Source organism: Pradoshia sp. Z5_111, from assembly GCF_058267535.1.
The window spans coordinates 585959-610637 of sequence record NZ_JBZCPQ010000001.1 but is presented as its reverse complement, the minus strand read 5'-3'; the positions used below and the strand labels follow the sequence as shown (position 1 = coordinate 610637).

Below are 24679 nucleotides of genomic sequence, written 5' to 3'. Positions count from 1 at the left end.
ATTTTAGATAGAATTAGAATCATATTAAGTCGATATATCAAATAAATCATTAAAAAAGCTATAATTCTCTCGAATGGCCTCGAGTTGAGGATATAGAATATAAAAAACCCCTATCTACACTATAGATAGGGGTAATCGGTTAGGATTGGGATAGAACGCGTTTCGCATCCTCTCTAATCGTTTCCAAACGTTTTTTATCTTCGATCCGTTGCATGGACTGTTCTTCTTTAACCTTTTTATATTCATCTATTCCTTTAACAATCGTATCCCACATATTTTCAATGGTATCCATTTTAATACTAGAGCTACCGGAACGCTGAGCAATCTCAATGCTTTGATTCATAATATCGCTAGTGACATCCTTTAACATTTGATTCGTGCGATCTTCAAATGCATTCAATGAATCTGAATGTACTTTTTGACGTTTTGCACTGACCGTATTAATAATGCCCATTTTAAAGATTGGAATCGTTGTAACAAAGGCACTATTAATCTTTGCAACCAAATCATTATTACCGCGTTGCATGGTTTTAATTTGTGGAGCGGCGATGACAGCTACCATTCGGGCTTTTTCTAAATCATCAATTTTTCTTTCTAGTAATTCTTTGACTGTACGAAGATTTTCCAGCTCCATCCGAGCCATTTGGTTGCCTGAATTTACTCGTTGTTCGCATTCAGGGATTAACGTCTGATTTACTTCCTCTAATTTCATTTCAGCAGCTACCACATATTTTTCTAATTCGAAATAATATTCAATATCTTCTTCATATAAGCCTTCGAGATTTTGATTTGTCCGCTTTAATTCATCCTCAATCATCGCAAATTCTCTATGAATTTTATCAAGCTCTCCACCTAATGTTTGATATTTTTTAAAGAGAGCTTCCGTTGTCGCCTTCGCTTTTTTAAACAATTTTGCGATGAAATTAGGTTCTTTCATGATTTCATTTTTATCAAACCGTTTCATTAATTTCTCTAATTGAATTAATAATTCACCGGATTCATCAATTTTCGAAAGTGCCATCGTGTTTAATATTCTGTCTGAAAACTGAGAAAGCCGTTCTGCCGGTGCTCTCCCTAGTGATAATAATTCATTCTGATTGCGCAAATCCATATTTTCTACAATTTGAAGGACCTGTGCTTCATTGCGCAGCTGCATTCTAACTTCATTAGCAGACTGTTCTGTCAGATCTGTATTTTGTTTTATCTGTAATTCATTTACCATTATTTATTTCCCCAATCATTGGAATATTTGTTAATTTGTCTTTTGAGATATCCTTTAAAATATTCTTTTAATAATCTTTTTAATGAATGATTTTTCTTCTTGCTGAAAGTCTGGAATTTCTTGTTCAAAAACAATATCTTCTAACCAATGGGTATCGTAATGAGATGGGTCTACAAAATTTTCTATATCGGTTTGTCCTGCTGGATTGTATAACACAATATCCACACCAAATTCATTTAAATACAGCAGCAGTGCCGCATCCTCACGGGTAAATGTACTGTTAGTTCCCATATTGTATAGAACGATTCTTGGCACATCCTGAGAATAATCGAATTGTTGTAATTGTTTCAGAAAGTCTTCAGGAATCAAGCTCGCTTGTTTAAATAAAAATAATTGCAAATCATATTCTGTTTCATGATTCAGCTTTAGTAATTTAGGATGTTCACAGTACTCTTTAATCGTCCAGGCGATGGCCCTCTGCAGTTCAATCGGCAAATGTCCATATCTCCACCAATTTCCTGCGAGCATTTTTTCGGGTGACAGTGTTCCATCTTTATCTAAGGAATGCTGAAAATGAAAATGATAATTGGCTTTTGTCTTTGTCGTGAAAGGAAATTCGCGAATGTTTTTCGAGAGTGAAGAATCCTTGAGCCCCTTCATTTTAGACCAATAATCCGCTCGATCTCGTGAAACTCCATTGATTTTTGTGAATATGACAGGAATGATTACTCGATCCTTATCAATTTTAAATTGAGGCCTAATCATTGCTTTTTCTTTTGCATATATAAATACATCATCATAGGTCATTCTTAATGTTGTCGATGAAGGGTTGAAATTTCTAAATTGCCAAGGTTTATAAATACCAGACTCATGATCATTTAACATGATTTCAAGCTGTTTGTTGGCTCGATACGCTACAGTCGTTTGCCGCTCTCTTTCTTTCACAGGGAATGGTTCCAGCTTCCCTTTATTCGTATACACATAGGGTAGTGAAAATTCATTTTCCCGATCAAGATCGCTAAAAAAGTCTGTGCCGGCAGGATGTAAAATTAAAACATCACACCCAAATTCCATGAGCAGTAATAAAAAATATTGCTGACTTAAGGATAGATCTCCATACCAAACGACTTTCGGAAAATCTGAACCTATTTGGAGGTCTTTAGACCATTTTTCCCAATGATTTTTAAGCCATTTGATCATATCGATGATAAATCTGCGGAATTCAGGTGAGAGCAACCCGCTCTTCTGTTTATCTTTAAAATGTTCAACCACTTTAATGATTGATATTTGTACATGCCTGTTAATGGTAGAATCCGTATGCTTAGGTATTAAGTTTTTACCATAAAAAATGGCTATCAATCGTTTAATTGATAATCCTTTATTTTCTGTACGGTGTAAAGTTAAAACATCCTGTATAGTTTGGAAGACCTGATTATCGATCGTTTTATCCAATTCTTCACTTAACACATGTATATAAGGTTTTTGGTGCATGTCGTATAAAGAGTTAAAGTATTCATCTTCGTCGAGCGGAATACCTAATACTCGGAGACTGATTCTTTGAAAACGAAAAGTTGATTCATCTAAATGATAGGATGGTCTTGTACGAATAGAAGAAAGAAATAACTCTAACCATTCTGCTGTAGATTTGTTTAATAAGGGTTCTATTTTTATGTAATTCAATATTTAAACTCCTTTCTCTAAGATGATTCGTACATTAATATTATATATCTAATTTTTTACAGTTGCGCTATGAGTTTTGGAAAATACGCTCTTTTTTTACAAAAAATATAACTTTGGGAGATTATTATACACTCGTATTTAGTCAGTTTTTCTATAAACTAAAAAATCTATGATATTTTTGGTCAATTACATAGATGTTTTTTAGGAATCGCTATTTAGTTAGAAATAAAATGGCTAAAAACAATTGAAATAATGAGCTGTAACCCAATGGGATTGTACTTTATACTCTTACTCCCACCGTGTTACAGCTTTCTTACAGGCTCAGGAGATTTTTAATTAAATCCTCTGTGGAAGCTGCTCCTTTACCTTTTAACCAGTTTATTTTTGGATCGTTCGGTTTGACATCATAAAGCTCTCCATGCTTTAGACTATATCCTTTATCAGCGATTGCGATCATGTCATAGTCCATAAGTGAATCCCCGGCAGCAGTGTGAATATCATAATCCAGCCGCTTTTTTAAATGCTCTACTGCAAAAACTTTATTTAAATTACTTGGCAGTATATAGAGTTTTCTTCCATGCAAAAATGTTCTCCATCCAATTTTGTTTAATTCATCTTCAAAGGATAGCAGTTCATGATGTGGTAGGGTATCTTTATTTACATGGTACATATAGAACAAGGAATCGATATAAAACTCACGCTCAACCCAGGAATCATGACGGATCTTTGCGAAAGTATTTAGCATGTCATGATGTGGAAGTGACGTAACAGAAAGATGGTTTTTTATAAAATCGTCCCACTCAGAGTCAGGCTTTCCATCTACTAAAATAGTTCCGCCATTGCTCACAATCGCATATTTAGGCTTTATTTTCTGTTGAAATACTTCAATTCTTTCATACTGATAAAGCGCTCTTGTCGTTACTGGTACAAATAGATGTTGTTGATTAAATTGTTGTAAAAGGTCAATTGAAGTTTGAGACATATAGGTGATAACCTGATCATCTTTAAATTCGACTGGAGTAATTTGATTATCGATGGGGTATTTGTCCATCATATTTTTTGAATAAATTAAAGTTCTGTCTAAATCGGATGTAAATAAAATAATAGTAATCCCTTCCTTATACCTCTTTTATAATTCCGCAGCATGTATAGGACATATCCCTGAATTCCTCAACCGGTACATTTCGCTCTTTAGCCAAGAACAGAATATGTGATAAATCATTTGAATGATTAGGGTTGATTAGGATTTTCCAGGGTATCCTTCGCAATAAAACACGTGTTGTTTCTCCAACACCTGGTTTGATAAAATGTGTATTGCTAATATTGTAGATGTTTTGAATTCTTTCAATAGAATCCATTCCTAGCCACGTAGGTGTTTTATCCTCTTTGCTTAATTGTTCTAAGGATTGTTTCACTTGCTCTTCTACTTTTCCAAAATTCTCGCTGATCGTATCCACATAAAAATTCGATAAATCTGCATCCGCTAATTCTTTATAAAACTTTGCACCATGAAAGTCATCCTTGCTCATGAATTCATAGTTTAATACAGTACGACTTACTAATCCTGATACCGTAGAGTTTAAACAAGCGGACGGGATTAAAAAGTCATCTCTTGTTCCATATATATCTACACAATGCCCTGGATCGGCTAACACGGCCAATGAAGGATCAATATGATTGGAGTGAGTTGAATTGTATTTCTCGCATGCTTCAGCTAACTCAAACGTAATAGCCCCTTTTCCAGTCCACCCGTCTATTACCTGGATGTTCGCATGAGAATGCTGCTCAAAAATATAATCAATAGCTGCCTCATCAATGCCTCTGCCGCGAATGATAGATATAGAATAGTGAGGAACATTGATTTGATATTTATAAGCGTAATAACGTTTAATCAACACCCCAATTGGTGTTCCGGCTCTTGCTAAGCTGACTAAAACTAAGTTTTCCATTCCTTTACGTTCAATAATTTGTTCGGCCACTGTTCCAATAGCCACAGCCAAACGCTCAGAATATTTTTTTAATGTATCATGAAATAAATTAATATATTCTTTTGGAGGATGATATTCGATAGGGAGCATTTCCGAATAGTGTATACCGGATTGGATTAAACTTTCTCTTTCTTCCGTTTTGGTTTCAAAAACGTAATCACTAATATCTCTTAATAAAAAAATGGCATCATCTTCGTTGTAGCTTCCCATTTGATCCGGTATGAGTTTTGGTTTAAGCATAAAATCCCTCCTGGTTGTATAGTGGAGCAGTATTTAACTATAAAAGTATGAAAATATATTTGATATCTAACAGTTCTAGTCCAATTAGAAAGAAAATGGTTGATATGAATTCCTTACTGGTTCATTTCCGTCATAGTGATGACAGTAATGCAATTAATTCCGGTTTGTTTTAATGCCGATAGCATGGAATTTAATGATTCATGAGATGAGTTTCTTTCAATAAATATAAATATCTCGTCATAGCGGTTGATTTCAATATTATATAAGTAATTTACGACCCCTTTATTTTCAGGACTATCGAAAGTGAATTTATTATGAATTAGGTAATCACTCTTTTTTAAAGAGTATATTGGACTTCGAGTAGTAGATTGAAAATAAACGTCACTCCCCATGGACGAAGCAATCATCATAGGTATATACATAAATTCCCCGGTACCTATAGCCAAAGTTCTCTTACCTTTGCGATGCTCTTTCAAAATACCGCCTATCTCTTCAAAAATAGGAGAAAAACTTCTTTCTTCTTCTATATCCAGACCAAATCTCCCTGTAGCCTGTGAATAAGGGGAAACATTTAGAGACTCATCTGTATTAATAGAAGTAAATTGATTAAAGTGCTGGTCTTTAAAATAATGATGGATAGGTATATATGAAACGTGTTGCTCAGAAGTTTGATTAGGAGCAGCAAGCTGGTCCTCCAGCTTTAAATCAGGTTGACCATTAATCGATATTGTTCCATCCATTAAAGACACTGGATGTATGGTAATCCCTAATTCTTTTTCTAATTGTTGATATTGAGCACGATGCTCAGCTGTGCGCCAATCCAAAATTGATATCAAAGTAAATACCTTTTTAGATTGATAAACAGAATTGATTTTTCGGATAATGTTGATTGCTGTTTTACCCGTCGTTATTTCATCATCCACTAATACAATTTCTTGATCGTTATCAAAAAAAGCAGGGTCACTTGAATAGACATAATGGCTGCTGGCATGAGAATGTTCTTCTTCGAAATTAATGATTGATGGAATTTTAGCTATTTTTTCTCTGGTTGTGTGTATGTATTTTGCATGTTTATCAAAGGAACTAAAAACCGCATGACCCAATGCTGTAGCCGTCTCAGCAAAACCAATTATGGTTAGTGGCTTTGGTAGTTTGATTGGATTCTCTTTTACTAAAAGCAAGGTTTCCTCAATGCATTCACCAGTTTTTATAGCTTCAGCTATTTTTGCTGCACGCATATCTTTTTTGCCGTAAACGACTTCTATATATCGTAGGGATAATAAATGACCAATCAGTAGAGGTATTTTAGGGTTAACAGCTAGATGTTTGCCTAAAACCGTACTTACGAATAAAAAATTTCGCTTCTTATTGATGCGAGTCGCCATTTTAAATAAATGATGTGTTTCGAAATCATATGGATTATGAAAGACTTCGATTCCAACCGTTAAATCATCCAGTATTTGGTGTGATACTTCTCTTACATTCAATCTTGTTGTCATTTTATTTCACCTCTAGAATTTGTTCATCATGTCCTTGATTTAGGAGTAAACTAGTAAAATCTTGATCAACATTATATACACCGAATACCTTGGCACGGAGTAAGATTTTTTTCGCCCAATAATAATGGGGTTTTATTTCATTCATTTTATTTTCATACATGCTTTTTAAAACCCCTGCTTCCCCTTCGCGGTTTGCTAGGATGCTTATCGCATCTATATATTCTTCATGTGTAATGGTATACAAAGAATGCACTGCTTTAATATGCGTAGGATGTATAATGGTTTTTCCGTTAATTCCATTCAATTTATCGAGGAGGACTTCGTTAATTAATCCATCTAAATATTCATTGATTAATTCAGTCCGCTTTACTAGACCGGAGCTGCCATATCTTCTTTGAAAAGGGGATACACGCAGTGTTGGTTTTAAGATACGGTTATCTTTTGAGAAGAACTCCCAAACTGGCCCGGAAACTACATATTCATCACCTTGTCTGGTAAAGAGATTGATAATATCCGTGATACAATCTCTAATCACCGACACATCATAAATAGTGGTGTCTACTTTTCTCCGTATACCAAATAAACCAGAAAAATCAGTAGCTCCTATCCGGATGTTTAATATATATTTCTTATATGAATCCAGTAATTCTTTTATTTTTAATAGAGCAACCATTCTGGTTTCTTTATAAATAATTTCAGCTGACTCCAATATAGGCATACCATATAGTAAGCTATTGTTTTTATTGAGTTCATCCAGGATTGCTAAAAATTCTTTCCCATTGTCAAAATTGAATTTTGGGAAAACAAATCCTGTCAGAATGTACAAATAATCGTTAATTAGTTTAGTTATTCGTCTCATTTGGATTGGATCCCGCACTCTTATAAAAATAAGCGGCAGTTCATCCATACTTATTTTGTTTTCCTCAAGATGCTCAGATAGTATACAGAGATGTTCCAATAATTTGTTTTCAGCATCCACAACTATACAATCAGCCACTGAGTCTTCCAAATCAATCACTAATGAAGTAAGCTCTTGATACTTTTTATTAATGATATCCATTGCAATATTTTCTTTTATAGCAGGCATATAAAGAGTGGCCCCAAGGGCATAAGCAAGAACCTCTTTATCTGTGTATTTCGTAAAAGGCTCCGGTTCCATATAAAAAATCTCTTTCATTTTTATGGATGATTCATAGCTGAAATGTTGCATTCTTATGCTCCTTTCATATAAAAATAAAGACTACTGTTTACGAACACAGTAGCCGTCTTTAATTTAAGCCAGATCTTATTATTTATCTTTAGATGCAGCGATTTCCGTGTTTTTATCAACATTTTTACCTTTATTGATATAATGAATGATAAAAGTTGCGAGAAAAGCGACAATGATAATCGCAAAAAATACATAATGAGATACATGAAACCCAAAAACACTTGCAAACATTTTTGCTGAAATAATCCCAATAAGTATAAATGCAGTAGTTTCGAGTTCAGGTACACGTTCAATTAATGTTAAGAATACACCGGCAACCGTACGCATCATTAGGATTCCTAACATACCGCCAACCAAAAGCACCCATACTTGATCAGATATCGCAAACGCAGCTAAAATAGAATCCACTGAGAACGCAATATCCATTAATTCTACTGAAACAACCGTGCTCCAAAATACTCCGATTGTACGTGTAAGCCATGAATTCTTATTAAATTGTTTCACGCCGTCTTCGCCATCTCCGGCTTTTGACCTGAAATGCTGGATTACGATCCATGCTAAGTACGCAGCACCTAAAACTTTAATGAACCAAAATTTAACGAGGTATACGCCTATTCCAATAAATATGAAACGGAAGAAGTAGGCACCGAACATCCCATACATAAGTGCTCTTTTACGTTGTTTTTCAGGAAGATGCTTTACTAAAACAGCCAGAACAAGGGCATTATCAGCGGATAATAATCCTTCTATTATTACTAAGGAACCAATTAGTCCCCATGCTACAGGATCAGTTAATACGTCCGCCCACATGTTCAAGTCAAAGAATAAAGCATACGTACTTAAGATTTGTTCTAAAATTTCCAAAGTGTTAACCCTCCGTTGTATATCTTAAAAATAATGGGGGAAAGAAATAATTCCCCCTAACTAATCACTGATTCTTAAACGCTTAAGCCATATGCTTTAACCAATGAGTGTAACCCGCCTTGATAACCGGAACCAACCGCATTGAACTTCCAATCAAGATTATGTCTATAAATCTCACAAAATACAACAGCTGTTTCAATACTGAAATCTTCTCCAAGGTCATAACGTAAAACCTCAGCGCCCGTATCTTCATTTACTAGACGTACAAAAGCGTTGGTAACTTGTCCAAAATTTTGACGGCGATTTTCAGCATCATGAATCGTTACTGTAATAGCAATTTTGTTTACATCAGCAGGGATTTTAGAAAGATCGATTTTGATTTGTTCATCATCGCCATCCCCTTCTCCAGTTCTGTTATCTCCAGTATGGGTAACGGAACCGTCCGTACTTTGAAGATTATTATAAAAAATGAAATCGAAATCGTTACGGCATTTGCCGGAAGCATTTAAGATGAATGCAGAGGCATCCAAGTCAAAATCTTGACCTCCATCAAAATTTTTAACATCCCATCCTAAACCTACAACGATTTTTTGTAATGTTGGATCATTTTTAGTCAGATCAATACGTTGACCTTTACTTAGTTGGATAGCCATGTGCAAAATCACACCTCTCAAATTCGTAAATTACTATTTAATAAACGAATGTTATTATCCTATTTGTAATCCATAGTCATTGCATAGAGCAGCTAAACCGCCTTGATAACCGGAACCGATCGCACTAAATTTCCATTCTCCTTGATGGCGATATAATTCACCTACAACAACGGCAGTTTCAATGCTAAAATCTTCTCCCAAATCATATCTGATCAGTTCTTCATTCGTTTCTTCGTTCACAATTCGAATGAATGCATTTGAAACCATACCAAAGTTTTGACTTCTGGAATCAGCATCATGGATGGTTACAGCAAAAGCAACTTTTTGTATACTTTGAGGAATACTTTGGATTGAGATTTTAACCTGTTCATCATCGCCGTCACCTTCTCCAGTTAAGTTGTCACCAGAGTGAGTTACGGAACCAGCACCACCTGTTGTATTATTATAGAAAACAAAATCTTCTCCGCCGGATACTTTTCCGCTTTCATTCAAAAGAAATACGGATGCATCAAGGTCAAAATCGTGTCCGCCATCATATTTATTTACGTCCCATCCTAAACCTACGATTACTTTTGTTAAACCAGGATTTGTTTTTGTAAGATCTACTTTTTGTCCTTTTGATAATGAAATTGCCATTTTAATTCCCTCCAGTATTTTAATTAAAATTTATTATTGATATTTGCTGCAAATCTCCGATAGACTGCTATCTTTTGTTCCATCACCAATAGCAGCAAACTTCCATTCTGAATTGTGACGATAAATTTCGCCTGTAATCAATGTTGTTAATCCAGCATAATTATCGGATAAATTAAATCGAACTAATTCTTCACCTGTATCGTGATTCATAACACGTATATAAGCATTCTCAATCATGCCGAAGTCTTGTTTTCTTTGAACACAGTTATAAATGTTTACGACAAAAACTAATTTGTTGTATGTATTTGGAACGGATTTTAAGCTGATTTTAATGGTTTCATCATCACCATCGCCATCCCCAGTTAAGTTGTCTCCTGAATGAATAACAGAACTACACGCACTTTTTTTATTCCCAAAATATACAAGATCTTTATTGCTCTGTAATTTATCTGCACTCAGCATAATAACTGATGCATCACAGTCTACATCGGAACTTCTGCTAAAGAAGCCGCCTTTTTTCTTTACTGGATCCCAGCCTAAACCAACCATAATCATATTTAGATTCGCATTACCTTTTGTCAGGTCAATTCGTTGTCCTTTTTGTAAGCTTATAGCCATTAACGTTCTCTCCTTCTTTCATTTTGGATTTTCTGTATAGTAGCCATGGGTGAAACAACGAACATTTACATAGTTCAATAAATTTCGTTAGTTAATATTTACTAGTTTATGAATTTATTAACTAGTAAAGCGCTATATATTTACTATAATAACTAAAAATACCTTACATTTACAACTTTTTATATTAATTTCCATGAGATACTTTATATTTGTCGAATTTTTAGGCGTTTTGTATTATTGTCTCTTCCAGTTATAACCTTTTATTCTTCTTTTCCCTGGATGCTTTTCATCAATTTAGACTCTTCATTTACAGGAAATAAAGATTACTAATTTAGTAAGTACTAAATATCGTCATACCGGCAGCAATATACATTCAATAAATAATAAATGAATATATATAGTAAAACTAAATGATGGTGGTATATTGCCGTTATGATAGACATTAATAGCAGGACATTGAGGTCTAACTAGACAGGAATTACCCATTAACTGAAAAATAGTAGTTATTGATGGTGGAAAGAATCTTTATGAAAGGAGTAGAGGTTGAATGAAGAGGATTTTAATTGCTTTAGTGATTGTATTATCTGCTGGATACAGTAACTATCCAAACATTAAACAGCCTGAGGTAGGAAGATTACCTTTACACAACATTGAAGAAAGCAACTTCATTAGGATCTGTACCGATACAGCCGCAGATATTAAAGCCTCCTCACATGAATTGGAAATGACGTTAAATCAAATAGACTTCAAAGATACGCAGTGGAAAAATGAACTGCAATCAATAGTAGCTAATTTGTCCTTTGCCACAAACTATTATGCACTCGAAACTACTAAAATGAGTGATGAATTAATCAGCAAGTATACAAAAACGATAACCACCTACGAAGAAGGAATTACAACCATCAGAGTAGTCATTGATTTGATTAAACATTGTTTGGAGTCGTTCAATAAGGAAGAGCTATTAAAAACTACCCCTCAGTTGGAGGCAGGCAATGTACAAATTAAACTGGCATTAGAGAAATTAGAACAGGAAGAAAAGTAATAAAAGTACTAATGATTTAGGGGAAATATGTATAACAGATAAGTTGGATACAAAGAATATTTACTCTCATCACTCTTTCTCATGTTATGAGTCTTTTAGCTGCAAAAAAAGAGATTATTCATCTGAATAACCTCCCTTCTTCTACATGGATTCCATTTGAGTAGCTTGCTTATCTATGTCCTTATTATATTTTTGCACCACCATATAAACGAATACTAAGCCAACCAATTCCCCAAGAGAAGCAGCTATGGCACCCGCTCTTCCATTTAATGAAGGGAACAGGACAACAAATGTCACTAAAATAATTACAACCGTAATCAGATTATAAAGTTGTGGCTTTAACATAGCCCCTGTTTTCTTGTTTAGCATTAAAATGCCGCCAAAGTAATCCACCCAAGGAAAAACAAAGGTTTTTATAATAAAGAATTGCAGCACCTGCAATGTCTCTTTAGCCAATGTACCGGTTGTGCCAAAGATGGTATCCATAAACCAGAAGCCTGTAGGTGTATAGCATAATATAAGCAATAACGTTGTAGGAACTATACTAAAAATCACAATACACTGAAAGACCGCTTTTTTGTTTGTATCATGAAATTGAAGAACGACCTGATGGGTGTACATAAAAAAGCTGATGATCAAATTCGTTACACTAAAGGCAAGAGCAAAAGAAGCTATTCCGAGATTAACATTGTCAATAAAGCTTAAACAAGCATAAATGATAGGTGTTACAAGTGTTTGAAAGGATAAGTAAAAGACCAATGGCGTATAAAACTTTCCAATCTCTTTTTGGGTCAATGGTTGTTCATCTTCTTCATCCAGTTTGTCTGTCTTTATTAAACGATGGCCTCTCCAAATACTGATTACACATTCGATTAACATACCAGTTAAAAAAATGATGGCTCCGGCTATGCTTGATAGTAAATCCGAATAATGGATGAAATACAATGCGATTGCAATCATACCAATGAGGCGAATAATCACACCATAGGTCACCCATTTTGTTTCAAGATGATTAATCATAATTCCTTGATATAACGTACGGATACCTGATAGTAAAATTACGACTGCTAATACCTTAAATGTATTCATTAAAGCTGACAAATTTTCAGGTTCTGCATTAAATAAATGAGTGAATAGCCATTCTCCAAGCGGTGAAAACGCAATTAACATACAAATAAGCATTAAAGCAACAATGATTTTTATAAAAAAAGAGCAAATAGCCTGGAAGGTCGACTTCCCTTTTGTCAACGCTGAGCTTGTTTGCCTGAATACTAAAGCCGGTCTTTCCATAATACTAAACAGTGAAAAAGCAATTGCATAGTTGGATATAATGACCTCCGCTTCTTCAGCTCGACTAAGTGTCCCGTTAATAATAACGTGAGAAACAGAAGTCAAACTAGCCGACAGAGCCAATGGGATAAAGAATAACAATATTTTCCCTAATGAATATTCCGTTGATGCCATTTGTTGTTTCATGCCGTAACCTCACTTCTTTTCGTTCAAAAAATTTATCACAAAACTACAGTGAAATATCTAATATGTTCATTCCATCCGGAAACTCAATAAAACATCAATAAAGTAAAAGCCATCCATGCCGGTCATTAAATTAGATTACTTCTCAAGCGGGAATCGTCTATCTTAACGCTCTATGCACATATGTATAAACCGAATTTGCAAAGAATAAAATAAAGCACCTTTAATTATTTTTCAATTAGAAGGAGATATATTTATGTCCTTTCCCTGGTTTAAGAAGAAAAAAACAGAACTACCTGGAACATTAACAGAAATGAAAAAGATGCTTGACCAAAAAAAGAAAGTAACATACAAAATGACGCATGAAGATGAAATGATTTTAAGACTGATACGTGAAAAAACAAGCTTGGCCAATCAGAATAATATTACCAGGACTACAGCTTATCTTGCTTATTATCAAAACCATCCAGAGATTCATTGGTCATTTCTTGCCCATATGGTTTCCAGAAATGCTGGATGGAATATGACTGACCTAAAAGGTACTTGTTTATCAAGATTGCTGGAGAAAAAGGAAGCTGATACATTCTTTATGTTTTTAGAACGGGGCAACTGGTTGATTTTTAATGATGCCTATCCTCAATTACTCATGTATGAAGAATCACTTAAACGTGGTCGAAATCTCGCCTACTTGCTGCCTCATCTATTTGTTTCAGTGTATATGGAAACAGTTTGGACTTACTTTTGGCAATATAGAGATTCAGCTCTTATAACGCTGGCTCTTATCATAAATGAACAAAATCATTTAGAAGAAACACTCATAAAAGAGCCTAATATTCATAATCAGGTATTTGTAAAACCGGAATTTTCTCTACAGGATCTTTTATCGCTGAATCAAATTCTCTTTCCTTATTTGAAAAATAATACGAATATCAGTTTTGTGGGTAAAACGATCCATCACTTTGAACAGCTCGATAGTCGAATTGAAATCGGAAAGGATTTGTATGGTTGTTTATTTGATGATGGACGTTTGAATAAAATTGAACAATGGGCATTAAATACACCACATACAGGCTCAAGAAAGGATTATTGGCCCCATCTTTTTAATGACATAAATGAAGAATTTCCAGGAAAAAAGTATAAAGTTCGATTAAGAGAATGCAGGCTGCTATCTGGGTCTCCTCACTTTTATAGCCCTTCACTCTCATATGTATGGAAAGACGTCTCGCACTCGCCACCTCAATATACAGAATGGTATAAGGATTCAATGATTGTAAAGGAAATGGTTCCAAGTATGAATAAAACTATTGAAAATGTAGAAGTTGATTATTGTAAAACACTGGAGAAGTTGGAGATGGCATGTATGGCAAAGAATGTATTTCCTCTTTTTTAAATTATGGTTAATATCTAAGGTTTCCCAGCACTGTTATAGTGAATACTCTTAATAAAAAAATATACCACTATGAATCGTATAATTCACAGTGGTATATCAAAATGACTTAATTTGATCTTTCTTTTATTAATGAAAACTCAGGATCAACTGAAACTTTTTGTAAAGGTACTGCCAATGATATTCCCTCTTTTTCTAACAGCTGCATGATACTTAAATTGATTTGATGTTTAATTTGGACATGTTCTTCCCAAGCAGTAGTATTTGTAAAGAAATAAACTAGTATTTTTATATAATGATCTTTAAATTGATCGAAGGCTACGACAATGGTGTCCTGATGAACACCTTGATGTGAGCGCAGCAAATGTTTAATTTCCTCTATTAGATTATCAAGTTGATCTGTCTCCCTTTGGTAGGCGACGTCCAAATGAAAATCGATTTTTCGTTTTCCCATTCGACTCCAGTTCGTGATTGCATCGCTGGCCAGCGTAGCATTGGGTACAGTCACTAACGCCTGGCTGAATGTACGAACCTTTGTACTTCTAAAGTTTATATCCTCCACAGTTCCTTCAACATTAGATGTTAAAATCCAATCACCGATAGAAAAAGGTTTTTCTGTGACGATTACAATTCCGCCAATTAAATTACCAACAGCGTCTTTAGCTGCTAAGGCAAAAGCTAAACCACCCAAACCAAGACCGGCTACCAATCCATTTACGTCATAATCAAATTCTTGACCGATAATACTAATGCTGATGGCTACGATAATCACTCTCATGGCTCTGGATATAAAGGGAATGAGGATCAAATCGATTTTTTGATTCATTTTCTCATTAATATTTAATAAAATACCTTGTGAAGGTGAGGACAAATTAAATAATCCCCAGGTAATCAAAAAGATAATCATTGAACGCAATAATTTTAAGAAAAAAGGATTATGTTGATTGATGAATGGAAAGTACTTTACCCCTATGTACAGACCAATGATAATAAACAGCCAACTGATCGGTTTTTCAAAGCTTTTAAAAACTTGAATAAATAAATCATTTGGCTTATCCTCTCTCAATTTTAATATCAACTGAAAGACATACTTCGTAACTAGCTTCCTAAAAAGGATGAATAGCAAAACAATCCCTAATGCAATCCCAGTGTTAACCCATTTCTCATAGTCTCCTTCATATAAAGTGACCATTAACTTGTAATCTAACAAACGATCAAATCCTTTCTGTCTTGATTGAAGTTCTACTACCAAGTCAGAATTTTTATCCATATTATGAAACATCATGTAAGTAATACGCATTATTTTACCCTGATTTTCAATAAAATGAAAATAATGTGTCTTCAAACGAAGAGAGTTTCAACAAGTATGAAAGTTACATCAGCAATTTACGATATTTATATAAAAAATATAATTCTTTTCCAATTATGATAGGATATTACTTCATTTAATGTTAAAATGTTGAATAATTCTAAATATACAGATAAATTTACCTAATTGGAGATGATTGTCATGACTGAAATGCGTAGTAATATGATAAAAAAAGGAATAGATCGCGCTCCACATAGAAGCTTACTGAGAGCGGCTGGTGTAAGTGAAGAGGATTTTGGAAAACCATTCATCGCGGTTTGCAATTCCTATATTGACATCGTTCCTGGTCATGTACATCTGCAGGAATTCGGAAAGATTGTAAAGGAAGCAATCCGTGAAGCGGGTGGGGTTCCGTTTGAATTCAATACTATTGGTGTCGATGATGGGATTGCTATGGGCCATATCGGCATGCGTTATTCTTTGCCGAGTCGTGAAATTATTGCGGATTCTATTGAAACAGTCGTATCAGCGCATTGGTTTGATGGAATGGTTTGTATTCCAAACTGTGACAAAATCACACCTGGTATGATGATGGCTGCTCTTCGTGTCAATATCCCAACTATTTTCGTCAGTGGCGGACCAATGAAAGCTGGTAAAGATAAAGATGGCAACTCCCTCTCCCTCACTTCCGTTTTTGAAGGTGTCGGTGCCTATCAATCCGGACAAATTGATGAAGAGCGACTGCAGGAGCTTGAACAGGTCGCCTGTCCAACATGCGGTTCATGTTCCGGAATGTTCACCGCGAACTCAATGAATTGCTTAGCGGAAGGCTTAGGTTTAGCTTTACCTGGTAACGGGACAATCCTTGCCGTTGCAGAGGAAAGAAAGGATTTTGTCAGACAATCAGCCAAACAGCTGATGCAGCTCATCAAAACAGACATTAAACCGCGTGATATCGTGACCATCGATACGATTGATAATGCATTTGCTCTTGACATGGCCATGGGTGGTTCAACGAATACAGTCCTTCATACTCTCGCATTGGCTCATGAAGCTGGATTCGAATACCCGATTGAGCGTATTAATGAGATTGCCAGCCGAGTCCCCCATTTGGCAAAAATAGCGCCGGCATCTGATTATCATATTGAGGATGTACATAATGCCGGTGGTGTCAGTGCTATTATTAATGAATTGCTGAAAAAGCCGGGTGCTTTAAACGGAGAATGTATAACTGTCTCTGGCCAAACATTGAGAGAAAACGTGCTGGGCTGTGAGATTTTAGATTATGATGTAATTCGTCCTTTAAGCAATCCACATTCTGAACGTGGCGGCTTGGCTGTACTGTTTGGCAATCTTGCACCAAATGGTTCAATTATTAAAGTTGGAGCGGTCGATCCCGAAGTTGGCGGCTATCACAGAGGCCCTGCTATTTGTTTCGATTCTCAGGAGGATGCTTTATCAGGTATTATTACCGGCAAAGTAAAAGAAGGAGATGTAGTCGTCATTCGTTATGAAGGCCCAAAAGGCGGTCCTGGTATGCCGGAAATGCTCGCTCCTACCTCGCAAATTGTCGGAAGAGGATTAGGAGCAAAAGTCGGATTAATTACAGACGGACGTTTTTCTGGTGCCTCTAGAGGAATCAGCATTGGCCACATATCACCTGAAGCGGCTGAAGGCGGCCCCATTGCCTTTGTTGAAAATGGCGATATCATTGAACTCGATATGAATAAACGTACCATTCAACTGGAAATCTCAGACGAGGAATTTGAACTCCGCAGAGCGAACTGGAAAGGTTTTGAGCCAAAGGTCAAGACCGGCTATCTGGCACGATATTCGAAGCTGGTCACTTCCGCCAGTACAGGTGGGGTTATGAAAATCTAATGACTAAAGGGGTGTAAACAGCTGTTTACATCCTTTTTTTTGCCTTTTCATAAGGCTATTACTTAAGGCAACTTCTATTATTTCACAATCGCTCCGTTAATAAAAATAGCTACTGCTCTGATTTGCAATCATCCTCGCTGGCTCTATTTTGACTAGCCGTTTTATGATTTGCGAATTACCATTTTGTATATATCAAGATAACACAGCCTCAAACAGCTTCAACTAACTACTCTCTAAAAAAACAACTTTATTAGTTTTTCATATTCCAACTTCCTTTAATGCTATTTATTTAGTATTCTGACCTGCAATTATAAATTTATCCCCATTACAATAAAGCCGTCTTTTCTATTCCGCTTCCGTCAATATGTCACATTAGTAAAAAACAATCTTCTCAAATATTTAATCGTTGGCCCTTTTTTGGTATAGAAAACACCTAAGTTTTTGTGCTGTCATATTTGCTTATTTCATCCAAATCATTTTCCTTAAGATATCGTTAAATAATATTGTCTTATATCATTATTATCCTCCCATTATAGCATTGACAGGCTTCCCCTTCCTCACAAACCTTTTTTCAAGTGACTACACAGACAACAGTTTATTTTTAATTTTATTCTGATGACAAATGTATATAAAAGGATTTAAAATAATTATATAAATATAATTATAAAGGAGGATTTACAGTGAAAAAACTAACATCTATTTTTTCTGCCTTTATCGTTTTATTACTTGTTTTATCTGCGTGTGGGAACGAAGATACTAAAGAATCTAAAAAGGATAGCGTTGATCAAGCGTTCTTAAAGGATATAGAAAAAGCTACTGCCGCACGTTGGAAGCTTGCTGATAAGGAAGTAACTGAAGAAACTGATGAAAAAGAACATTATACAAAACTTGTTAGTTCTGAAACTGACATATTAGCAAAATATAATGATAAACAGTTCAATGATGTAAAATTACAAGCCCTAGCTGAAAAATATTTAGAGGGGTTGGAAAAACAAAAAGAAGCAGTGAAATATATAAATGTAGATCTGGATAAATATAGTACTCTTTGGTCTGAGGGGTATGATTTACGTAGTACGGTCCTATTACAACTCCAGGAAGAATATAATATTAAGTTGGATGAAGATGGATTTGCTGACTTAAAGACGAATGCACAAATTGTAAATACAGAAAAAGAATACAAAACTAAAATTGATGAAATGATTAAAAACATAAAATTTGCTCCAACTAAGGAGCATGATTGGTATGAATATAGTGCAGTTGTAGAAAATACATCTGGAGTAGCCATGGATTACTTAGAATTAGAGATTGATTTAATGGACAAGGACGGTGTAGTTGTAGATACAGCACAAATTTATCACTCTAATGTATGGAAACCAAATCAAAAAATCAAACTAGAATTCCAAACTGATAAGGAAGTCAGTAAGATGGAATGGACTGCGGACTACGATATTATAATTGAATAATTAATTAAGAGCCTATTCTATTCTTCCTATTAATAGAATAGGCTCTGTCTATGTCTTAGAATAAAAATGCAACATTTTTAAAGAAGTGCTTTTTACATTGTATTTTTTAAAATGAATGCTGAAACTGTATTGGTTCATGCAAAGAAAAATCAGCTTTATATAAAGTAATATTTCCGGATGGCGGCAAAGAGCTGTTTGAATTGTCATGGAAGTTTTTGTCCAATGATATTGTCCATTTTGCTTCATCATTTTTAACTAATACAACTGCTAGGGTTCCAAATTAGACAACTTCTTCCCAAGTATAATCACTAGATTCCTCTTCTACCCTGATATGAATTCCTTGTGTATCTACCAGGATTTCTCCTCGGTAACTTATCCATTTACCTGATAGAGTTGGACCTACATTTTTATAATTTTGATCTCCTCTGTATCCATATGTCCCAATATACTGATGAACTTTATTATCTTTCGCTTTATATGTAACTGCCGCAACATCATCAGCCAGCCATTTGACGGAAAAGTCTCCTTTTGTCTGATAAGGAAGTGTATCCTTTTCACGAGAAAAAAGATGATAATAGACTCTAAAATAGCGCGTTTCTCCAGTAAGTTTATTCTCTTTCATTAATAATGTATGTGTTGAGTCAGGCGAAAGACTCCGAATGGTGTTTACTTTTGATTGATCATAAACGATCAGGATTATATGCAATAAGGTAAATAAAAGAATGACACTTATGCCAATCATCATTTGTTTTTTTGTAAAAGAAGAGAACAGCCATAATGCTAGACCCAAGAAAAATACTCCTTTTAAAATTTATTCTCCCTATCATTTTTTCATAATATGGAAATAAAGTGAAGATAAAAAAACAGTATATGAAACTAGCAAGTCTAAATAAACACAAATTTAAATCGATTAATCAACATTGAAATGAATTAATTTTCAAAATATATTGAATATGTAATTCAACTAATTTAGAATTTATATATATTCCAAAAAATGGAGGGGATGGAATGAAAGATCTTTATTCGTTTGAATCGATAGAAACGTTATCTATACAAGTAGAATCTTCACCTATTTGGGAAGTCATCCTTGGTATAGCTGGCTATACTCATGAAAAGATGCGGCATACCTTTGAGCAGGAAGCCATATGGTCCTCTTGGGAAAACAAACTGCCAATATCTCTTGCTAAGGATTTAAAAGAAATCGAAAATACAAACCTTTGGTATGGGCTTATAATGCTACAAGCAAAATTTTCTTCATCCTCTATTCACGAGTTTCTAGATGCTTTGGCTGAAATTTCGCCAAATACTTTTTACGAAACTGTACTACCTTATAAAAATCGGGTCTGTGAAGAATCCCGTATAAAAACAGCGACGAATTATAAGGAAAAGCATTTGTTTACAGAGTATAGTAAACATTTTTCAGATCATGATTATTTGGAAGACTACGTTCTTAATCTCGGTAAATATAAATTCAAAGAGATATGTGCCCTCTATCAAGCCATTATAGATGGGTGGCATCATTGGGTAAGCAGCTTCGAGGAATGGAGTAAATGGCTAAAAGCACTGGAATTTGAAGAAAAACAGCATCAATCATTGGAAGCAAAGAATCCAACTGAGATCATAGAGCAAATTAGCGGCAGAGCGAATTATATACCGGAACCTTCCGTATGGACTGTTAAGATGGTCCCTCATGTTTCTTACCGACCATGGATACTCGAAATTCGCACAGTAGATACCAAACTGATTTTCTTTCCAGTGAAAGAAGACTATTTTAGGCAATCAGATGTCCCTTCACAGGAATTAATTAATGGCCATAAAGCACTTGGGGATGAGCTTCGATTAAAGCTGCTTTATCAATTAATTAAAGGTCCAATGTCCCTGCAGGGATTAAGCTTCCAATTTTTAATTTCAAAGACAACTCTGCATCATCAGCTTTCCATTTTAAAATCGGCTAAATTTATTCGTGCAGATAAAGGAATCTATTCAATTAATGCCACTCAGCTTAAAGATTTTTCAACTAAGCTATTTCATTATTTGGGTAACTCTTTATGAAAAACTATTCAAAATCGTTTAAAGCACTTTGGATTGGAGAAATTGTTTCTGAATTAGGCGGAGCAGCTGGTGGAATTGTCAATGGATTGCTACTATATGAATTGACCGATTCGAAAGAATGGATGGGTATACTTTGGCTGATTTATTTTATCCCTTCGTTAATTTTACAATGCATCAGCTCTCCATTCTTAAATTACATGGTTAAAGAAAAGCTTTTGCGAAATATACAGCTGATTCGCTCATTCGCTTATTTACTTCCCTTATTGGGTTTTATTTTTCTCTCAGAGAATGGCGCTATTATCGGTTTATTCATATTGCAATGCTTACTGGGTTTAATGCAGCCTATTTATGCAAGTCTCTCTTTCTCCCTTCTTCCGGAGCTTTGTGAGGACAAGGAACTGGTAAATGCTAATGCATTATTGGACGGCACACTTCGTCTTATGAGCTTTCTCGCACCGGGAGCTGCCTCCTTATTTTTATTGTTCATCCCCATTCACTTCATCTATGTCTTTTCTGCAATTATGTTCTTTATAAGCTTTCTTTCTCTTAAACGTCTGCCAGATAATACTAAACAGACCGTATCTGCCTGGACAAAGCGATTTTGGTGGAAAGAGATGAAGGAAGGATATAAAATGTTTTTTCAATATCCAGGTCTTTTCCGATTGACGCTTCTCTCTTCTACCGTTCAATTTGCCGTGGGAGCCACGATGGTTTTAAGCGTCCCTTTTATTAGAGGAAGCTTGGACGGAGAATATTGGGAGTATGCGATCTTTTCTGCAGCCTTTCCTGTTGGGTATGTTATTTGCACATGGGTATTAACAAGACTTCCTAAATCCCCTTTGTTCATGTACATCGGTTTAATGGGTGGAGGCTTATCTTTTATATTATTATTTTTCACACATTCCATTCCTTATGCATGGTTGTGTGAACTAAGTGGAGGTATATTATTTCCTTTGTTTAATGCACAAAGTGCCGCCATGTTTCAAAAAGGTGTAGCAAAAGAACGTTTAGCACAATTGAGCTCCGTTCGATTATTTTTCCTCCGGCTCACTATGCCATTAGGAATTCTGTTTGCCTCCTCTCCATTTTGGGATTTAGGGGTAAGGCCGGTATTTCTAATAATCGGAACGATCATTTTTGTTCCCGGTTTGTATTACTTTTTTATAACGCTCAAGAACACAGGAAGAACATCCTTTATACAAGTAAAATAAATGACTGAATGGTAAATAAACCGAGGATTTCAGAAGTAATTCTCGGTTTATCCATTGAATGCTTGAGACATAAAACTATAAACACCAACCCTTTTTATGAACTCTATTGCCTATTGCCTCCTCCTTTATGGCTGAACATCAGAGAAATAACTTCCTTATCTATTGATTCTTTATGCCTAAAATTACAGACAATGTTACTGTTTCTTTATATTCTCCCGACTGACAAACATCTAGCAGGGCTTCTCTAAGCTCCTGTTCAAATTTTTCCACATTATTTTCAAGAAATCGTTTTGAACCGAAAGAGGTGGAATATAGTTTTCCGAGTATTGATTCAACGTTCCAAATGATTTCGTATGTAGGTAATTGGTGAATCTCTAAATGAAATTTTGAGTTAGTTAGTACTTCCTCATGCAACAAAATTAGTAATATTCTTATAATTATTCAATCTTTGTCGCCCTATAAATCGGCGGGAAGGATTCGTCCACATGATTTATCCAAACTCTGACCTTTTGTCCGTGTTTCAGTTTGCCGGTGTAGGTGCTTTGGTGAATGGAAAGCCTGCCGACGTCCTTGTATTTGGCGCGGATTTCGCGAAGGGTTAAATTCGCGTCGTCGTCCTTAAAATTTGAATCCAGCACAATATGGGTTGACCCGTTATTACCAAGAATAATAGTACCTTCGGTTCCAGGTCCTTTGTTTTCGTCGATGGTTTGAAAGATGATGATGGCGACCAATCCGAACGCACCAACTGAAAGAATCCACTTCCACTTTTTGCTCATACTACCACCTCCTATCTCTCTTTTATCAATAATTCCGCATTGCGTAAACATCCTTTTGTCGTAAATCTTCGCAGATTGAGAGATCACGGTCAAAAAAAAGACCGATTCCCATTAAGAGAATCGATTTTAATTCTATGCAGTTAATCCAAAAATCACCTATTAAGAATAAAAAACAAGCGTATGTGCAAAATGACACATACGCTTGTTTTTATAATTTATCTGAAGTGACATTGCTATCAATTAGCTGTAGCTGATATTGCTGAATTATATCGGTTAACATTTTACTGTATATTTTTTCGCCTTTTTCATTCTCAGCCGTACTGTAGCCGGCATCCTCCAATGCTTGAGCCTGTTCCATATAGGTGTTAGCCTCAAAAAGGCCATGCTTTTCATAACGTTGATTTTCTTTTAGAAATGCACCATGGTCATCGATGGACTCATCAATCGAATTATAGGCTCTGAAATCACTTTTCGTTTTTTGATTATGAAATTCCGTTGTGTCCATGCTTGCAACGGCCCCATCCCAGTTATGGCCTTTAATGCCAAACAAGTTATTATACTTCTGAGACAGTCCTGATTTTCCCCATTCAGATTCAAGGATAGCCTGCGCAATTGTAATGGATGGCAATATACCATATTCCTTATAATTATCTACAGCGGCACTTTCTATTTTAGCAATAAATTCATATTGATTGCTTTTATTACCTTTTTTAAATGAATCCAAGTAGGTTATATAGGATTTCACCTGAGATTTCTGTTCATCTGTATAATTTAACGTATCCATTACTTCTTCAATATTTTTAAGCTTATATTCGTTTCCTTCTCTTTCGATAAACAGATTAGTTGTTTGTTCGATATTGTAAGGCGCTGCAGTGTCTATATTATATTCAATAGCTGCAATAGCAGCGACATTTTGCCAGTTGGCCTGGACTTTTCCTTTACTTGCATCATCCACTATTGACTGGATTTCCTTCATTCGATCATTCGTAATAAAAGTCTTTTGCTCAGTCGGGAACATTTTCCAAAGAACAAATATCATAAACGCAATCATTGCGAAGAATACTAACTTTAAAGGTTTCATTTGATTTTCTCCTTTTGACAATTCGACATTTAACCGGAAGAAAGTCAGGATAAGCAGTAGATAACTACTATAAACGTTATCTAGTACGTTATCAAATTATATTGTATCAAATTGAGGAAAACTTTAAATGAAAGTTTCTTCAATAATATGTAATGGTTGGTAATCTATTAGAATAAACTCATTGTTTAGTACCCATCATCACCTCTTTGTCTAAATACAGAATAATAGTTTGGATAGAAAAAACCATGAAATTTTTATTTCGACTAAAAATATTATCCTGTTATTAAAATCTAATATTTTAAATTTTCTGAATTAATATTGCTTTTGAACTTTCAAATCTTTATAATCTTCCTTAGATATAATATTAGAAACTTTTCTGCATCCATTAATG

The 24679-nt window shown here is 35.0% G+C and carries 21 protein-coding genes; 6 read left to right on the top strand and 15 right to left on the bottom strand.

The features are described from left to right. Nucleotides 1-139: 139 nt before the first annotated feature. From AC4D4A_RS02960 to AC4D4A_RS02915, 10 genes are all read right to left on the bottom strand, one after another. Nucleotides 140-1222, bottom strand: coding sequence for a toxic anion resistance protein (locus AC4D4A_RS02960; protein WP_066103781.1), 1083 nt, complete (start codon nucleotides 1220-1222; stop codon nucleotides 140-142). Nucleotides 1223-1276: 54 nt separating this feature from the next. Then, on the bottom strand, nucleotides 1277-2902 hold the full coding sequence (locus tag AC4D4A_RS02955; RefSeq protein ID WP_490994515.1) for a YceG family protein: 1626 nt from the start codon (nucleotides 2900-2902) through the stop codon (nucleotides 1277-1279). Between the two features lie 313 nt (nucleotides 2903-3215). After that, nucleotides 3216-4004, bottom strand: coding sequence for an HAD family hydrolase (locus AC4D4A_RS02950; RefSeq protein WP_490994757.1), 789 nt, complete (start codon nucleotides 4002-4004; stop codon nucleotides 3216-3218). A 16-nt stretch (nucleotides 4005-4020) separates the two neighbouring features. Further along, entirely contained in the window at nucleotides 4021-5130 is a 1110-nt protein-coding gene (locus AC4D4A_RS02945) for a cysteine protease StiP family protein (protein ID WP_490994514.1), read from the bottom strand. A gap of 113 nt (nucleotides 5131-5243) precedes the next feature. Continuing rightward, nucleotides 5244-6629 carry a phosphoribosyltransferase family protein gene (locus tag AC4D4A_RS02940; RefSeq protein ID WP_490994513.1) on the bottom strand — a complete coding sequence of 462 codons (1386 nt, stop codon included), beginning with the start codon at nucleotides 6627-6629 and terminating at the stop codon, nucleotides 5244-5246. Nucleotide 6630: 1 nt separating this feature from the next. Beyond that, the gene (locus AC4D4A_RS02935; protein ID WP_490994512.1) at nucleotides 6631-7839 is read right to left on the bottom strand and encodes an HpcH/HpaI aldolase/citrate lyase family protein; all 1209 of its coding nucleotides are present in this window, start codon (nucleotides 7837-7839) and stop codon (nucleotides 6631-6633) included. 78 nt (nucleotides 7840-7917) lie between these two features. Then, the gene (locus tag AC4D4A_RS02930; protein ID WP_490994511.1) at nucleotides 7918-8703 is read right to left on the bottom strand and encodes a TerC family protein; all 786 of its coding nucleotides are present in this window, start codon (nucleotides 8701-8703) and stop codon (nucleotides 7918-7920) included. Between the two features lie 74 nt (nucleotides 8704-8777). Continuing rightward, the gene (locus AC4D4A_RS02925; protein WP_490994510.1) at nucleotides 8778-9356 is read right to left on the bottom strand and encodes a TerD family protein; all 579 of its coding nucleotides are present in this window, start codon (nucleotides 9354-9356) and stop codon (nucleotides 8778-8780) included. A 54-nt stretch (nucleotides 9357-9410) separates the two neighbouring features. Next, nucleotides 9411-9992, bottom strand: coding sequence for a TerD family protein (locus AC4D4A_RS02920; protein WP_066103765.1), 582 nt, complete (start codon nucleotides 9990-9992; stop codon nucleotides 9411-9413). Between the two features lie 33 nt (nucleotides 9993-10025). After that, nucleotides 10026-10610 (bottom strand): TerD family protein, encoded by a 585-nt coding sequence (locus tag AC4D4A_RS02915; protein ID WP_490994509.1) that lies wholly within the window; start codon nucleotides 10608-10610, stop codon nucleotides 10026-10028. Nucleotides 10611-11157: 547 nt separating this feature from the next. Between AC4D4A_RS02915 and AC4D4A_RS02910 the strand changes: the two genes are divergently transcribed. Next, nucleotides 11158-11652, top strand: a complete 495-nt coding sequence (locus tag AC4D4A_RS02910; protein WP_490994508.1) for a hypothetical protein — start codon at nucleotides 11158-11160, stop codon at nucleotides 11650-11652. Between the two features lie 141 nt (nucleotides 11653-11793). Here the strand turns inward: AC4D4A_RS02910 and AC4D4A_RS02905 are convergent, their stop codons facing one another. Then, nucleotides 11794-13128, bottom strand: a complete 1335-nt coding sequence (locus AC4D4A_RS02905; protein ID WP_490994507.1) for a multi antimicrobial extrusion protein MatE — start codon at nucleotides 13126-13128, stop codon at nucleotides 11794-11796. 253 nt (nucleotides 13129-13381) lie between these two features. Between AC4D4A_RS02905 and AC4D4A_RS02900 the strand changes: the two genes are divergently transcribed. Beyond that, nucleotides 13382-14515, top strand: coding sequence for a DUF2515 family protein (locus AC4D4A_RS02900; protein ID WP_490994506.1), 1134 nt, complete (start codon nucleotides 13382-13384; stop codon nucleotides 14513-14515). Nucleotides 14516-14621: 106 nt separating this feature from the next. Here AC4D4A_RS02900 and AC4D4A_RS02895 read toward each other — a convergent pair whose 3' ends face one another. Further along, nucleotides 14622-15782 carry a mechanosensitive ion channel family protein gene (locus AC4D4A_RS02895; RefSeq protein ID WP_490994505.1) on the bottom strand — a complete coding sequence of 387 codons (1161 nt, stop codon included), beginning with the start codon at nucleotides 15780-15782 and terminating at the stop codon, nucleotides 14622-14624. A 231-nt stretch (nucleotides 15783-16013) separates the two neighbouring features. Between AC4D4A_RS02895 and ilvD the strand changes: the two genes are divergently transcribed. Together ilvD and AC4D4A_RS02885 are read left to right on the top strand one after the other, a co-directional pair. Then, on the top strand, nucleotides 16014-17702 hold the full coding sequence (gene ilvD, locus AC4D4A_RS02890; protein WP_490994756.1) for a dihydroxy-acid dehydratase: 1689 nt from the start codon (nucleotides 16014-16016) through the stop codon (nucleotides 17700-17702). Between the two features lie 680 nt (nucleotides 17703-18382). After that, nucleotides 18383-19165, top strand: coding sequence for an FxLYD domain-containing protein (locus AC4D4A_RS02885; protein WP_490994504.1), 783 nt, complete (start codon nucleotides 18383-18385; stop codon nucleotides 19163-19165). Nucleotides 19166-19445: 280 nt separating this feature from the next. Here AC4D4A_RS02885 and AC4D4A_RS02880 read toward each other — a convergent pair whose 3' ends face one another. Beyond that, entirely contained in the window at nucleotides 19446-19955 is a 510-nt protein-coding gene (locus AC4D4A_RS02880; protein WP_490994503.1) for a hypothetical protein, read from the bottom strand. Between the two features lie 218 nt (nucleotides 19956-20173). Between AC4D4A_RS02880 and AC4D4A_RS02875 the strand changes: the two genes are divergently transcribed. Then, the gene (locus AC4D4A_RS02875) at nucleotides 20174-21217 is read left to right on the top strand and encodes an ArsR/SmtB family transcription factor (RefSeq protein ID WP_490994502.1); all 1044 of its coding nucleotides are present in this window, start codon (nucleotides 20174-20176) and stop codon (nucleotides 21215-21217) included. Continuing rightward, nucleotides 21214-22428: an MFS transporter gene (locus AC4D4A_RS02870; RefSeq protein ID WP_490994501.1), complete on the top strand. Its 1215-nt coding sequence runs from the start codon at nucleotides 21214-21216 to the stop codon at nucleotides 22426-22428. Before AC4D4A_RS02875 ends, AC4D4A_RS02870 begins: the two co-directional genes overlap by 4 nt. A 437-nt stretch (nucleotides 22429-22865) precedes the next feature. Here the strand turns inward: AC4D4A_RS02870 and AC4D4A_RS02865 are convergent, their stop codons facing one another. Together AC4D4A_RS02865 and AC4D4A_RS02860 are read right to left on the bottom strand one after the other, a co-directional pair. Then, complete coding sequence (locus AC4D4A_RS02865; RefSeq protein ID WP_490994500.1) at nucleotides 22866-23207, bottom strand: DUF3221 domain-containing protein; 342 nt, start codon at nucleotides 23205-23207, stop codon at nucleotides 22866-22868. 208 nt (nucleotides 23208-23415) lie between these two features. Further along, entirely contained in the window at nucleotides 23416-24288 is an 873-nt protein-coding gene (locus tag AC4D4A_RS02860) for a glycoside hydrolase family 73 protein (protein ID WP_490994499.1), read from the bottom strand. Nucleotides 24289-24679 lie beyond the last annotated feature (391 nt).

Excerpts from the sequence above, each read along its gene's own strand:
- AC4D4A_RS02875 (WP_490994502.1), top strand. The coding sequence starts at position 20,174 with ATGAAAGATCTTTATTCGTTTGAATCGATAGAAACGTTATCTATACAA.
- AC4D4A_RS02865 (WP_490994500.1), bottom strand. The coding sequence starts at position 23,207 with ATGAGCAAAAAGTGGAAGTGGATTCTTTCAGTTGGTGCGTTCGGATTG.
- AC4D4A_RS02925 (WP_490994510.1), bottom strand. The coding sequence starts at position 9,356 with ATGGCTATCCAACTAAGTAAAGGTCAACGTATTGATCTGACTAAAAAT.
- AC4D4A_RS02960 (WP_066103781.1), bottom strand. The coding sequence starts at position 1,222 with ATGGTAAATGAATTACAGATAAAACAAAATACAGATCTGACAGAACAG.
- AC4D4A_RS02895 (WP_490994505.1), bottom strand. The coding sequence starts at position 15,782 with ATGGATAAAAATTCTGACTTGGTAGTAGAACTTCAATCAAGACAGAAA.
- AC4D4A_RS02910 (WP_490994508.1), top strand. The coding sequence starts at position 11,158 with ATGAAGAGGATTTTAATTGCTTTAGTGATTGTATTATCTGCTGGATAC.
- AC4D4A_RS02860 (WP_490994499.1), bottom strand. The coding sequence starts at position 24,288 with ATGAAACCTTTAAAGTTAGTATTCTTCGCAATGATTGCGTTTATGATA.
- AC4D4A_RS02920 (WP_066103765.1), bottom strand. The coding sequence starts at position 9,992 with ATGGCAATTTCATTATCAAAAGGACAAAAAGTAGATCTTACAAAAACA.
- AC4D4A_RS02935 (WP_490994512.1), bottom strand. The coding sequence starts at position 7,839 with ATGCAACATTTCAGCTATGAATCATCCATAAAAATGAAAGAGATTTTT.
- AC4D4A_RS02940 (WP_490994513.1), bottom strand. The coding sequence starts at position 6,629 with ATGACAACAAGATTGAATGTAAGAGAAGTATCACACCAAATACTGGAT.
- ilvD (WP_490994756.1), top strand. The coding sequence starts at position 16,014 with ATGATTGTCATGACTGAAATGCGTAGTAATATGATAAAAAAAGGAATA.
- AC4D4A_RS02915 (WP_490994509.1), bottom strand. The coding sequence starts at position 10,610 with ATGGCTATAAGCTTACAAAAAGGACAACGAATTGACCTGACAAAAGGT.
- AC4D4A_RS02905 (WP_490994507.1), bottom strand. The coding sequence starts at position 13,128 with ATGAAACAACAAATGGCATCAACGGAATATTCATTAGGGAAAATATTG.
- AC4D4A_RS02945 (WP_490994514.1), bottom strand. The coding sequence starts at position 5,130 with ATGCTTAAACCAAAACTCATACCGGATCAAATGGGAAGCTACAACGAA.
- AC4D4A_RS02900 (WP_490994506.1), top strand. The coding sequence starts at position 13,382 with ATGTCCTTTCCCTGGTTTAAGAAGAAAAAAACAGAACTACCTGGAACA.
- AC4D4A_RS02870 (WP_490994501.1), top strand. The coding sequence starts at position 21,214 with ATGAAAAACTATTCAAAATCGTTTAAAGCACTTTGGATTGGAGAAATT.